Here is a 12,902-nt window from a genome sequence, read left to right on the forward strand (position 1 = left end):
TTCTTCCTTATTATAAGTTACACCCCACACCTCTTTAGTCATCTTTTATTTTTTTGATCTTCGATATGAATCATTTTTTCTTCATTTATTATTTTTGGGTTATTTGTGGTTCTTCGTAACTGTTAATTCTGTGCCTTTATATAGATTTTTATTATATAAAAAAGAGTGAACAAAAATACAATTATATAGAAACAAAAGAAGTTGATCCCGGTATTTCCCTACAACATCAACTTCTTTTTAACTCTACTTTTTATTATAATATTTCACTTTTTAATTTCTTAATTTTCCAAGTGAGTCTTATAAAGAAGTATATCCACATACAACCTGTAAGACCCGTCATAGCTTTCGCCCACATTGGCACTCTTGATTCCATCGGGCTTATAAATAGATTGTACATTGATGGTAATATAGCTGCTAACATAATAACAAAGAATACTAATAACTCATTTAGTTTTTGTATCCTCGTCTCCTTTTCTGAGTAAATATCAGGCAATTCATTTACTTCTTCTACTTCTTTACAAAAATAATTCCATCTTGTGAAACTTGTTACACGTTCCCAACCTGACATTTCATATATTTCGAAATACTCCTGTTGTTGTTCTTTCGAATCTCTATAAACTAATCTAAAATCAGCTTTGTATATTACATCTTTTGGCTCAGTTTTCTTAAACGTATACATTAAATTATATTTTTGTAATGCCCAACCTTGCTGATGCATCTTTCGTAAAAAAGCTTCTTCTTTTTCTAAATTCCATGCCGTAAAAAACTTAAATACCCTTTTAGTCTCCATCTTCCATTCACTCCCCTAAAATACTATTCCCATTCCTTACAGATCTCTGCAACCTGTTATACTCTAGCTCTAATACTTCTTTACCAAGTAGCGTTAACTCATAGCACTTCTTTCTATCTGTAGAGGCCACTTCAACTATTAACTTCTCTTTTAGTAACTTTGTCGTATTCCCATATAAAGTACCTGGACCGAGCTTTACTTCTCCATTTGTCATCTCTTCTACCATTTGCATAATTCCGTAACCATGCATTGGTTTCACTAGTGATAACAATATGTAATATGTCGCCTCTGTTAACGGAATATATTTTTTCGCTTTCGCATTCATTATAACCACCTCCGATACATCGTTACCTGATATATCGACTAACGATACATCGTATATCGATATTATATAATCATATTCCAAAATATGCAAGGTAATTTAATAACTTAATATCTATTTCTTTAAATCAAAAAATCGTATCAATTTTCTGAATAATTTGTTAAAATACAGAAATATCCGCTTATATTTTGAAAGGAATGATACATATGATAAATAAATTGAAAGAAAACATAGGATCGGTTTTTGTAGGCAAAGAAAATGTTATAGATTTATTACTCGTTTCATTGCTTGCTGATGGACATGTACTGCTTGAGGATGTGCCTGGTACGGGGAAAACGTTACTTGCGAAAACACTTTCTAAAAGTATTGGTGGTAATTTTTCTCGCGTCCAATTTACACCGGATGTACTACCGAGTGATGTAACAGGTATTGAATATTTCAATCCGAAAACGAGTGAATTCGAGTTAAGACTTGGGCCAGTCATGACCAATATTTTGCTTGCCGATGAAATTAACCGCGCTATGCCTAGAACACAGGCTAGTTTATTAGAATCGATGGAAGAACGACAAGTAACGCTTGAAAAGCAATCTACTCCTCTTCCGAAACCGTTCTTTGTTATTGCAACGCAAAATCCAATTGAATCACAAGGAACGTTCCCTCTACCAGATGCACAGCTTGATCGTTTTTTAATGACAATTTCAATTGGTTATCCGTCTCCAGAGGATGAACTACAAATGATGCGACGTTTTCGTAGCGATGTACCACTAGAAAGTGTCACATCTGTTATTTCTTTAGATGATATTTTAGAAGCACAGAAACGAGTAAAAGAAATTTTCGTATCAGAACCGTTAGAACATTACATTATTAAACTTGCTCACGCTACAAGAAATCATGATTACATCGCCAATGGTGTAAGCCCGCGTGCCACATTAGCTTTAGTACGCGCAGTTCAAGCACTAGCCTTTTTACGCGACAGAGAATATTGCACGCCAGAAGATATACAATTTTTAGTTCCTTCTGTTTGGAATCACCGTATCGTCTTATCAATGGAAGGTGCATTACGTACGACAAAAAATGAAATTATGCAAAGGATTTTTAAAGAGGTTGACGTACCAGTGGAGATTGAACAAACATGAATGGACAGCGCGTTGTAACTGTACCTTTATTTTTCCAACTCCATATTATTCAACTAACTGTCCCAGGCGCTATACTATTTACATTTTTTATGCCACAACAAATCATTATGTTTCTCTTTTTCTTCTATTATTTATTTGCGATTTTCATTTATAAATATGTCGCTTACATAGAGAAAACATTTGAAGTCGTAAATGAGAAACAAACTACTCGGCTTTTTCCTAATGAATCTGGGCAGTTTTTTATTCATTTAAAAAATGGAGCAAATATACCACTCGTTAACGGTGTTTGTTATTTTCATTTAAATCCGTCACTACTACCACAAAATGATCAAGGAATTGAACAAATATCAAAAACACTATTCTCTTTCCCGTTTTCACAACCTGCTCATTCGGCGCAAAAGTGGGATTTAACATTAACCGCAACGAAACGTGGTGTGTTTCAAATTGAACAGTTCGAATGTGTCTTGAAAGATACTTTTCATCTTTTAACTGTGCATTTGCCCATTTTTGATAAATTAAGGACTGAAATTATTGTGTACCCTTCTCCTAAAAAAGTAGCAGGCCTACAAGAACTACAGCAACTTTTAAACGGATCTTATCGAACGAATTTTTCTTTTTACAATGATGAAACATCTATTATTGGAGTTAAACGATATGAACGTGAGTCTTTCCGTTCTATTCATTGGAAAGCATCTGCTAAAATGCAATCATTACAGGCGAAGCAATATGAGCCTGTAAAAAATTATAGTTGGACGATTTGTCTTTCATTAGCTGCTGATCGCGGGTTTGGTTGGAAAGATAATATAGAAGACCTTATTTCATTTGCAACATACATTTGTCAATACGCAACGAAGCATCAAATACCGTTTGAACTATTTATTAGTGTATTAGCTGAAGGTGGTCCTCTGCACTTACCATTAAACGAAGGGCAAACCCATTACGGAATATCTTTAGAGGAATTAGCGCGTATTTCAGATGATAGTACGTTACTTCCGAAACAAGGATTTCTTCATTATGTAACGAGAAAAAGAGAACGATCGTCTACAATGATATACATTGGTTTACAGAGAAATGAACTCCCTCTTCTCTCTCAGCCTACGTTTCTCATTAATAACGAAGGGATGGTGGAAAAGCTTGAAAACTTGGCTTTATCACGTTAATGACTTTATTCTGCTGCTCCTCCTTTCGTTATTAACGGAAAGAGATGAACTCATCGGTATTGCTATATTTTTAGCAACAGGCTATATGGGAGTATTTCTTATCCATAAACTAATGAAGAAAAAAACAACAGGTTTTCTCATACTGTTACTTACTCAAATAATCGGTTGTTCTCTCTTTCTCTCTTTCTCTCTATTTGGCACAATAATGTTACCACTTTTCTTCTTTATCGTACATGTAGTCGGACCAGGATATCCAGTTCAAAAATCATTAAGCGGTATTGTTTGGTTTGGTGTTTCAGCTATATTTTATGCGCCCTTTCCACCTTTGTGGAAACTGTTGCTGTTAGTAATACACATTATGATTACATTTTGGTTAACTGGGGCTAATCGTAATCAGCAGTTATTACGTTTCGCTTCTCTTATTACGATTGGAATAATTAGTGCTTTCCTCATTCCTATTTTCCCATACATTCGGCTTCTTTTTTCTTATGCCGTACAAGTAGTTGCTTTAGGATTTGGATACGCCATTAATCCGTTATTTTCGGCAGCTGAATCAAAAGAAACAGACGATTTTTGGTCGAATAAAGGGAATTTAAAGGATCCTCAAATTAAGGATGACTTTGGACAGCGTGCTTTTGATCCAACACTCATAAATAGCATTACAATAATAGTATGTACAACCATTGCTATTTACGTCGTTTGGAAAATAATAAAAAAACGAAAATATTTAAGTTTACCAAATATGCCTGCCTTCGAATCTACTATTATCACTGACAAAGAAGGAATGAGTTTAAAACATTTTAAACGAAACAAACCACCACATAACGAAATTCGAAAAGAAATTTTTAAGCTGGAGAGTAAATTAACTCCTCCTTTAAACAGAAAACGAGGAGAAACTGTTGAAGCATGGTTAGAAAGAATAAATAGTGAAGAAGATGTAAATATTGAGAGTCATATTATTGTAAATGCTTATAATACAGTGCGTTATTCAAATGAGGAAAACACTGTACTTTTGCGTGAATTTAAGGAAGAGATTCATAAACTTTACTTGTATCAGAAGAGTTTGAAGAAAAGAAAGAAATAACATAACAAAAAAGACTCCTATTTTCATAGGAGTCTTTTTATACTTCTACATTACTTTTTAAATTGAAGCGTTTTTCCCTGCTTCAATTTCTAACGACTCTTCATGCCACCAAAGTGTTTCTTCAGGGTCTTCTTTAGCGATTAGGTGTGCTTCCTTTTTCGTTTCAACTGTAGGATATGAACCTTTAAGCGCACGTCCTGAAGTTGTAACGAATAATACACTAAATACGACTAATCCAATAATACTTACACCTGCTAAATAAAATGCCGGTGCAAGTGGGTTACCGGTTGCATGAACTAAGTATGAACATACGAGCGGTGTTGTTCCACCGAATATAGATACAGAAATATTAAATGAGATCGAAAGTGCTCGATAACGTACATCGGTGAAAAATAGTGATGGTAATAATGAAGGTAATGTTCCCTCATACACACTTAGGAAGAATCCTAATACGAAAATACCTGCAAATATAGCAGCAATATGTCCGTTACCTATTAGTAAAAATGCTGGAATTGCAAATACTGTTAAACCAAGTAAACCAATTTGCACAACACGTTTATTACCAATTTTATCACTTAATTTACCGAAATAAAGTGCCAGTGGAATCATAAGTGCCATCGTAATAGAAATAATTAATAAGCCAGTTGTTTCTTTGACTTTTAATACTTGAGTTAGATAAGAAGGAATATACGAAAGAATCATATAGTTTGTAATGTTAAAGAAGGCAACAATTACTGTGCTTAATAAGAAGTCTTTTTTGTGATATTTTAATATATCCATAAATGAAAATTGTTCGTTTTCTTCAGATTCCTCTTGTGCTTTTTCCATCTCTTCAAAGATGGGAGATTCATCTAAATGACGGCGTAAATATAAACCGACCAAACCAATTGGTGCAGCTACTAAGAAAGGAATACGCCAGCCCCAGCTGAGCATTTGCTCATCTGTTAACAATAACGTCAAAATGGTAACAATTACCGATGCAGCAATGTAACCTGAGAGTGTTCCAATTTCAAGACCACTACCGAGTATACCACGCTTTTTATCTGGAGAAGATTCTGCGATATAAACCATTGCTCCTGAATATTCGCCGCCTGTAGAGAAGCCTTGAATCATTCGGGCAACTAAAAGTAGTATTGGTGCCCATACACCAATTTGTTCATAGGTTGGTAGTAATGCGATGAATAATGTAGAAAGTGCCATTAAAATAATAGTAGTACTTAACACGATTTTTCGGCCGTACTTATCTCCTATTCTACCAAAGAATACACCTCCGATTGGTCGAACGAGAAAGGCTGCTGCAAATGTACCGAATGTAAGTACAAGTTGCAATCCACTATTATCAACACCTGAGAAGAATAATTGACTTAAGATAACCGCTAAATACGCGTATAATCCGAAGTCAAACCACTCCATTGCATTCCCTATACCAGTAGCAATTACTGCTTTCCTGGCTTGTTTAGGATTGACAATATTAACGTCTTGAGGTTCAAAATTTAAATCATTATTTTGTTGCATATAATAAAACAGCTCCTTATTTAATTTAACTTCTTTAAGCACACCTTCTCTTATTGAATAAATTAATTCGAAGCACTTAAGGAAAATTAATGTCTCCTTATCTGTTATTATTGTTTCACATAATTAATTATTTGTCCAATGAGATGCTCCCTAAGTTAAGTAATTTAGTATTTTAAAAAGCTGAAGAAGGCGCTATATGAGTACCTTTTTCAGCTTTTTATTTTTTTACGTAAATTTATTTTTTTACCACTATTTTCTTCCTATTTGCATTAAAAATAAGGTGATTTTTCATAAAGGATTTTTAAACACTTGCAATAGCGGATAAGCTATGAATACAGGAAATAAACTCATAAATAAATGCATCAATTTCTTCTTTTTTAATTATATATGGCGGAAGTAAACGGATGATGTTCCCTTGTGTAACATCAACTAACATCCCTTTCTCCATTAGCTCTACCTGTAATTTCTTCACATTTTCATTCGTATCATTCAAACTAATTCCAAACATCATACCAGCATGGCGTACTTCCTGAATATAATAAGAATTTTCTTTCTGAATTTCTTGCAATTTATCATTTAGATAGTGTGACGTTTCATACGCTTCTTGCATTAAATCATCGTCAATCAATGTATGTAAAACCGTTAACCCTAAAGCGGTTCCCATTGAAGAATGAGCAAACGTTGTGCCGTGATCTCCTGGTGCAAATACATCACATAACTTTTCACCTACAATAATTCCGCCAAGCGGTAACCCGCCTCCTGCTCCCTTACCAATTTGAATAATATCCGGAGTAATATTGAAATTTTGATAAGCGAATAGTTTACCAGTTCTCCCCATACCACTTTGAACTTCATCAACGATAAGAATGACGTTATATTTATCACATAAGTTTTGAACACCATGTAAATATTCACTTGATAAAGGGTATATCCCCCCGCTTCCTAATACAGGCTCTAGCATAATCGCAATTGGATGTTCTTTAACGATTGTTTCTTCTAATTGCTCTATATTCTCACGCGCTACTTCATATACCGGAATCGATGTTTTAGGGAAATTTTGATATACACTTTCTTGTCTCGTAAAATGAAGTGCTCCTAACGTACGCCCATGGAAACTATTCTTCAGCACTACGATTCCTTCACGTTCTTCACCCGTATTAGCTCTATATTTATCAATTAATTTTAATGTCGTTTCTGTCGCTTCCGTACCAGAGTTTGTAAAAAAGACTTTTCCGTTTTTTAAAGAGCAATCAACTAATTTCTTTGCATACTCAATCGCAACTGGGTTTAAAAAATGAAATGGAAGATGCAACGATTTCGTAACTTGCTCCATTGTCGTTTGCACGATTTTCGGATGATTATACCCTAATACGTTCACTCCGACACCAGAAAATAAGTCTACATACTCTTTACCATCCACATCATAAAGCTTGCACCCTTCTCCTCTTTCTATCGCAACCTTCGTACGACAGTAAGTAGGCATCATATATTCTTTATCTAATTGAAACCAATCCGACATTTTAAATTCCTCCTAGTTACTTTCCCTGTTTATTTATGTTCATTCTCTATAAATTCATTTTTAAGATTAATATTTTAATAGTAATTTTCTTCCCGATATTCATTTTTCCATAATTTCTTCTATTTCAACAGGTCCACTACATGTGCATTTTTTTCATCTAGCGGTCTGTTACCATTTTGGACTTTGCGTGTCATACATAATCAAGGCTATGAAATCATATTTAGTAACAATGGACAAAAAAGATTTGGAGGCTATATAGATGGATGAAAATTATGATAAACAGGGGCAATCTTTACTAGGGAATGACTTTAATGAAAATGGAGAACGTAATGAACAAGCTATACTTCACTCACAAACAGTTGGTTCACGTGGACCGGCTCTAGAGCAAGATAGTGTACTTCACGAGACGTTACAAGAATTTATTCACGAAAAAATTTTAGAAAGACCTGTTCATGTAAAAGGATTTGGTGCGTTCGGTTATTTTCAAACGATCTATCCGATGTCAGAACATACAAAGTTAAGTTTTCTACAAAATTCTAATGAGAAAGTTCCTGTTATGGTTCGATTTTCTTTAGCTGTTAGTACGAAAGGAACACCTGACACTTCTAGAAATGTACGCGGTTTTTCTACAAAGTTTTATACAGAAGAAGGCATTTTCGATCTTTTATGTAATCACATTCCTGTCTTTTCTGTTCGTGATCCGATGCGTTTCCCTGAAACGATTCAAGCGTTGTTACCTTCACCTATAAATAACTTAATAGACCCTAATAGATTTTGGAGCTTTGTCGCTAGAGCACCTGAATCCATTCATTTCGTTGTCCATTTATATTCTGATGCTGGTACGGCCAAAAGTCTTCGCCACATCCCAGGACATAGTGTTAATACATATGTATGGAGAAATGCAGAAGGTAATCGAAAGTATGTAAAGTATCATTGGTACCCCTTTGAAGGTGTACAATACATTACTAGTGAGGAAGCGAATAAACTGGCTGCTGAAAACCCTGATTATAGTGGGAAAGATTTATATGATGCAATTGCAAATGGTAAATCAGTAGAATACGGTTTATATGTCCAGCTCATGGATCCGAAAGATGAAGCACATCTTTCTTATGACCCTTTAGATGATACAAAAGTATGGGATGAAAAGTCGTATCCTCTTATACCAGTCGGCAAAATGGTATTAAATAAAAATCCTGAAAATTATATGGAAGAAGTAGAAAAAGTCGCTTTCTCCCCTTCTAATTTACTAGACGGCGCTGAATTATCAGATGATAAAATGTTGCAAGGACGCGCTAACATTTATAGTGATTCTCAAAGAAGAAGAATTGGTTCCGAATTTCGCAAATTGACCATTAACCAACAACAAAATTGGACACCTGCTAATCAAATAACGAGCGGTGACGGAAGATACGTTGAAGGTAAACTTGAAAGAACTTCTATTACGAAACAGGATGACTTTACGCAGCCTAGTGAATTTTATGCGAAGTTAAAACCGATTGAAAAAGAACATCTTGCTAAAAACTTAGCTAGTGATTTGAAAGTTATCTCTGATGATATTAGAAAGGTCGTTTTAGGGTATTTTCATAAAGTGTCTGCTGATTTGGTGAAGAGGATTGAGAGTGCGATGCAAAAGGTTTAATGATATAAAAAAACGTCATTTTAAACATTAAAATGATGTTTTTTTATGGCGAAATTACTAGTAATTTCTACCGCCTCATTTACAATTCTTAACGAAATTTTTCCCCTTCAAAATTTCCGTTATTTCATTTTAGATTATGGTACTCATTTCTCTTTTTTATATAATCTTTTTCACATTGTAACGGCTTGAATTTCACTTTTTTCCCTTTCTTCTTTTTCGTTTCTATAACGATCCATTCCCCTTTTTCAACATCTAGGTTTAAGTGTTTCATTACATTGATATTATCTTTTTCTTTATAAAGTAAAAATGCTTCTTGCAATGCCACAAATAAACTAGGCTGCTCTCTAAATCCACCACTATCATAAATTTTAGTTAGCGAATTATAATAAGAATCATTTTCTCTTCCGCCATACATTAAATGTGCAGCATCCAGGTCTCTTTGGCTAACTTCCAAAAAACTATGTTCATCAATATTTAAATCAAACGTAGATTGAATGTCCCTCATAATATTTTTCACATACTTCTCATCTCGAATTTTCCTTTTTTCAAGACAATCAGAAGATAGCTCTGGTGCATCTGTTTGAGAATGTACAACTTGTTGAATAGATACACATAATATAAATACACTTAAAATATACAATATTTTTTTCATACTTACGTTTCACCTCAAGTAATTTAGATACTTTATTATTTGAGGCTCACAATATTCTTATGCTAACAATGTGAAAGGCCCTATAAATTGGACTTTTATAGGGCCTTTCATATTAACATTGCCTTATCAAATTCACCGGTGAAGCCACTACCTTACTATTTTTCACATCATATAGTCCTATAGGCGTTACCCGTATAAAAGGCAAGTGCGTCGCGGAAAAGAATAAAATGGTAAATGCCGGATCATCATACGCGTAGCCACGCTCTTGCAATAATTTCACCAACTGTTTCTCTTCCTGTATTAATTCACTCATTTTTAAATTAGACATAATCCCGAGCAATGGTAATGCGATTTCGTGTAATACTTCATTCTTTTCAGCTATTACCATTCCCCCGCCAAGCTCTTTTACTCTATGAAAAGCTGTAAGCATATCTTCTTTATTCTTCCCGATAAGAATGATGTCACCTGTACCAGAATAAGAGCTAGCAAGACCTCCTAATTTATTTGCGAATCCTTTTACAACTGTATTTACTCGCCATGTACCGTTACGAGCAATCATCATAAGAAAACACTCATCATGATCTAAAGAAAGTTCATCACAGTTTAAATCAATTTCAGTCGTATATAGTTTTGTTATAACGTTATTCAATAAATGTATACCCGCTTTATGAGAAAGAATCATATCCTCTTTTTCTATAGACCAGTCTAATAATAATGGAGTTACTTTGAATTTACTCCAGTCTATTTGTACTGATTCATTTTTATTTACTCCGTTGCGCTTCACCCATTTCCCCTTTGCAATTACACTTATTGGAACCGGGTTTTCTTTACTTTCCAAAATATTAATATTAGCTATTCTACCTGTCGCAATCGATCCATGTACATGTTCCATATTATAATAACGAGCGATATTATAACTTGCCATATGATAAGCATCTATTATTGGCACTCCTTGTTTTATCGCGGTAGCTATCATTACGTTCGTCATTCCATTTTCATAAAACGAAGGATGTGAGCCGTCTGTAGTAAGAATAAATCTATCAAACTGCTTTACTCCTAGTTCCAGCAATTCTTTCAGTAAAACTTCTAAATCTGGTCGTATGGAAGAATTTCTTAGAGAAACAGTGTAACCTTGCATAAGACGAGCAAAAGCTTCCTGCCCTGTCATAGCTTCATGATCACAATCTGTACCTAACAATTTTAACTTCGCTAAAGTCGTTTCAGATGCTCCTGGAAAATGTCCTTCCACTTTTTTATGTAATCGTTTCGTTTCCTGCACCCAATGTAACATTTCATCATCGCCATGTAATAACTTTGGCCACGCTGTTAGCTCGCCACCTTGAAGAACTGCTTTATGCTTAAGCCACTCTATTATTTCTTCACGATTAAATAAAGATTCCCCGTTTTGCAATTCAGTTTGCCCATCAAAACGACACCACCAATACATACTTGCTGGAATCTTTTCAAATTCATCTAATAAACGAAATGCTTCTTCACGTTGTAATGTGAAAAATAAAGTTAAATTATCATTAATAAAAGTCGTCGTCCCAAACTGCATCGCATAATTTGCTAACGTTTCTGGATTATATAATTGATATGGATGTGCATGCGGTTCTATGTAACTTGGAACTATATACTTTCCATCACAATCAATGACTTCACATTTATGTAGTTGCGCTGGCAGTTTTTCTCCTACATAAATAATGCGATCATCATAGATCCAAATATTTGCTTGCATCCACTCGCGCATATAGGAATTTAAATAAGTTGCATTCTTAAATAAAATATGCGGACTTCTTTTGCCATCTATTATTTCAACATGTTCTCTTAATTGCTTGTTACTCCACCTGAAATACTTTTGTTCCACTGTATTCAACTCCAATGCTATATTAGTTACATTTAAAAATAATTAATCAACTAAACTATTTTCTATTCAAGCCCCGCAATACATACCCCTATTATATTTAATAATCATAAAAATAACAATTTTCAGAATAACAATCGTTTTTATTGTTCACTACTTCTCCTTTTGAACATAAACATTTCTGTGCAGTTGTTTTACTTAAATCTTCGAAAGAATAACAACTATTTCGTAAAGTAAAAAACGTGTCACCTTAATAAGATGGCACGTTTTTTACTTTGCATTTCAAATTATGATTAGTTCATACTATTTCGGAGCTGATTTATAAAGGCATGGGCTGCATTTGAAAAAACTTGATTCTTTTTCCAAATAATATTTAAGTTCGCTTCTAATTTAGGTTGTAATGGTTTAAAACAAAGTTTACTATTTCCTGACGTGTTAATTATCTTATCTATACATAATGCATATCCAATACCTTCTTCAACCATAAGTGCTGCATTATAAAGCAAATTATAGGTTGCGACGATGTTTAAATTATCTATACTTTCTCCAAACCATCCTGTTAATTCATTACTAACAGTAGATTGTCGTGAAATGAATAATGGTTTATCTATTAAATCCACTGGGCTAATAACTTGTTTATCCGATAAAGGACTATCTTTACACATTAATACACCCCAAGTGTCTTTAGCTGACAATTGTGCATATTCATATTTTTGTTTATCAGTTGGCTCTATAACGACACCAAAATCTAATAATCCACTATCTAATTTACTCTTAATGTCATCAGCATTTCCGCTGTACAAATGAAATCGAATATTTGGATAGTCTTTTATTAATACTTTTAATGTTTTCGCAATAAGATGCATCGCTTCAGTTTCACCGGCACCAATGTAAACTTCCCCGCTTATCATTTCTTTTGAATCTTTTAAGTTCGCTTCCGTTTTATCTGCTAAATCAACAATCTCCTTCGCCTTTTTAAATAAGTATTTCCCCTCTTCTGTTAATGAGATTTTCCTATTTCCTCTTATAAATAAATCTGTTCCTAATTCCATTTCTAAATCTTTCAGTTGCCTTGATAATGTTGGCTGTGACAAATGTAATTGTTTTGCGGCTGCTGAAATACTTTCTTCATTTGCTACAGCAATAAAATAGCGTAAAACTCGAATTTCCACGATAGTCTCCTTTTACATATAGCTAATAAGCATATGAATGTATTTAATA

Annotated in this window: 11 protein-coding genes; 4 read left to right on the plus strand and 7 right to left on the minus strand. The window is 34.0% G+C overall.

The features are described 5' to 3' along the window. Positions 1 to 253: 253 nt before the first annotated feature. Complete coding sequence (locus FS802_RS11615; protein ID WP_000448680.1) at positions 254 to 790, minus strand: DUF2812 domain-containing protein; 537 nt, start codon at positions 788 to 790, stop codon at positions 254 to 256. Positions 791 to 797: 7 nt separating this feature from the next. After that, positions 798 to 1,115, minus strand: coding sequence for a PadR family transcriptional regulator (locus FS802_RS11620; protein ID WP_000991836.1), 318 nt, complete (start codon positions 1,113 to 1,115; stop codon positions 798 to 800). 203 nt (positions 1,116 to 1,318) lie between these two features. Here FS802_RS11620 and FS802_RS11625 point away from each other — a divergent pair, with 203 nt between their 5' ends. From FS802_RS11625 to FS802_RS11635, 3 genes are read left to right on the plus strand one after another with little or no spacing between them, the layout of a single operon-like run. After that, positions 1,319 to 2,248 (plus strand): AAA family ATPase, encoded by a 930-nt coding sequence (locus FS802_RS11625; RefSeq protein WP_070168915.1) that lies wholly within the window; start codon positions 1,319 to 1,321, stop codon positions 2,246 to 2,248. Continuing rightward, positions 2,245 to 3,408 carry a DUF58 domain-containing protein gene (locus tag FS802_RS11630; RefSeq protein WP_070168916.1) on the plus strand — a complete coding sequence of 388 codons (1,164 nt, stop codon included), beginning with the start codon at positions 2,245 to 2,247 and terminating at the stop codon, positions 3,406 to 3,408. The genes FS802_RS11625 and FS802_RS11630 overlap by 4 nt, the downstream gene beginning before the upstream one ends. Then, entirely contained in the window at positions 3,383 to 4,492 is a 1,110-nt protein-coding gene (locus FS802_RS11635; protein ID WP_144525037.1) for a DUF4018 domain-containing protein, read from the plus strand. The genes FS802_RS11630 and FS802_RS11635 overlap by 26 nt, the downstream gene beginning before the upstream one ends. 57 nt (positions 4,493 to 4,549) lie before the next feature. Here the strand turns inward: FS802_RS11635 and FS802_RS11640 are convergent, their stop codons facing one another. Continuing rightward, positions 4,550 to 6,007, minus strand: coding sequence for an MFS transporter (locus tag FS802_RS11640; RefSeq protein WP_001186934.1), 1,458 nt, complete (start codon positions 6,005 to 6,007; stop codon positions 4,550 to 4,552). Between the two features lie 301 nt (positions 6,008 to 6,308). Further along, on the minus strand, positions 6,309 to 7,526 hold the full coding sequence (locus FS802_RS11645) for an aspartate aminotransferase family protein (protein WP_001286454.1): 1,218 nt from the start codon (positions 7,524 to 7,526) through the stop codon (positions 6,309 to 6,311). Between the two features lie 259 nt (positions 7,527 to 7,785). Here FS802_RS11645 and FS802_RS11650 point away from each other — a divergent pair, with 259 nt between their 5' ends. Then, a complete protein-coding gene (locus FS802_RS11650; protein ID WP_088107308.1) occupies positions 7,786 to 9,165 on the plus strand; it encodes a catalase in 1,380 nt (459 codons plus the stop codon). Between the two features lie 124 nt (positions 9,166 to 9,289). On the opposite strand, the gene FS802_RS11655 is transcribed toward FS802_RS11650, so the two are convergent. From FS802_RS11655 to FS802_RS11665, 3 genes are all read right to left on the minus strand, one after another. Continuing rightward, positions 9,290 to 9,817 carry a hypothetical protein gene (locus tag FS802_RS11655; RefSeq protein WP_000723226.1) on the minus strand — a complete coding sequence of 176 codons (528 nt, stop codon included), beginning with the start codon at positions 9,815 to 9,817 and terminating at the stop codon, positions 9,290 to 9,292. A gap of 112 nt (positions 9,818 to 9,929) precedes the next feature. After that, the gene (locus tag FS802_RS11660; protein WP_142336926.1) at positions 9,930 to 11,684 is read right to left on the minus strand and encodes an adenine deaminase C-terminal domain-containing protein; all 1,755 of its coding nucleotides are present in this window, start codon (positions 11,682 to 11,684) and stop codon (positions 9,930 to 9,932) included. A 290-nt stretch (positions 11,685 to 11,974) separates the two neighbouring features. After that, positions 11,975 to 12,853: a LysR family transcriptional regulator gene (locus FS802_RS11665; RefSeq protein WP_000406014.1), complete on the minus strand. Its 879-nt coding sequence runs from the start codon at positions 12,851 to 12,853 to the stop codon at positions 11,975 to 11,977. Positions 12,854 to 12,902: the final 49 nt, after the last annotated feature.

This window comes from Bacillus sp. DE0042, assembly GCF_007680225.1.
In the GTDB taxonomy this organism is placed as follows: Bacteria; Bacillota; Bacilli; order Bacillales; family Bacillaceae_G; genus Bacillus_A; species Bacillus_A wiedmannii.

What these genes read in the sequence shown, in the direction of transcription:
- FS802_RS11615 (WP_000448680.1), bottom strand. Translation starts at nt 790, where the DNA reads ATGGAGACTAAAAGGGTATTTAAGTTTTTTACGGCATGGAATTTAGAA.
- FS802_RS11620 (WP_000991836.1), bottom strand. Translation starts at nt 1,115, where the DNA reads ATGAATGCGAAAGCGAAAAAATATATTCCGTTAACAGAGGCGACATAT.
- FS802_RS11625 (WP_070168915.1), top strand. Translation starts at nt 1,319, where the DNA reads ATGATAAATAAATTGAAAGAAAACATAGGATCGGTTTTTGTAGGCAAA.
- FS802_RS11630 (WP_070168916.1), top strand. Translation starts at nt 2,245, where the DNA reads ATGAATGGACAGCGCGTTGTAACTGTACCTTTATTTTTCCAACTCCAT.
- FS802_RS11640 (WP_001186934.1), bottom strand. Translation starts at nt 6,007, where the DNA reads ATGCAACAAAATAATGATTTAAATTTTGAACCTCAAGACGTTAATATT.
- FS802_RS11645 (WP_001286454.1), bottom strand. Translation starts at nt 7,526, where the DNA reads ATGTCGGATTGGTTTCAATTAGATAAAGAATATATGATGCCTACTTAC.
- FS802_RS11650 (WP_088107308.1), top strand. Translation starts at nt 7,786, where the DNA reads ATGGATGAAAATTATGATAAACAGGGGCAATCTTTACTAGGGAATGAC.
- FS802_RS11655 (WP_000723226.1), bottom strand. Translation starts at nt 9,817, where the DNA reads ATGAAAAAAATATTGTATATTTTAAGTGTATTTATATTATGTGTATCT.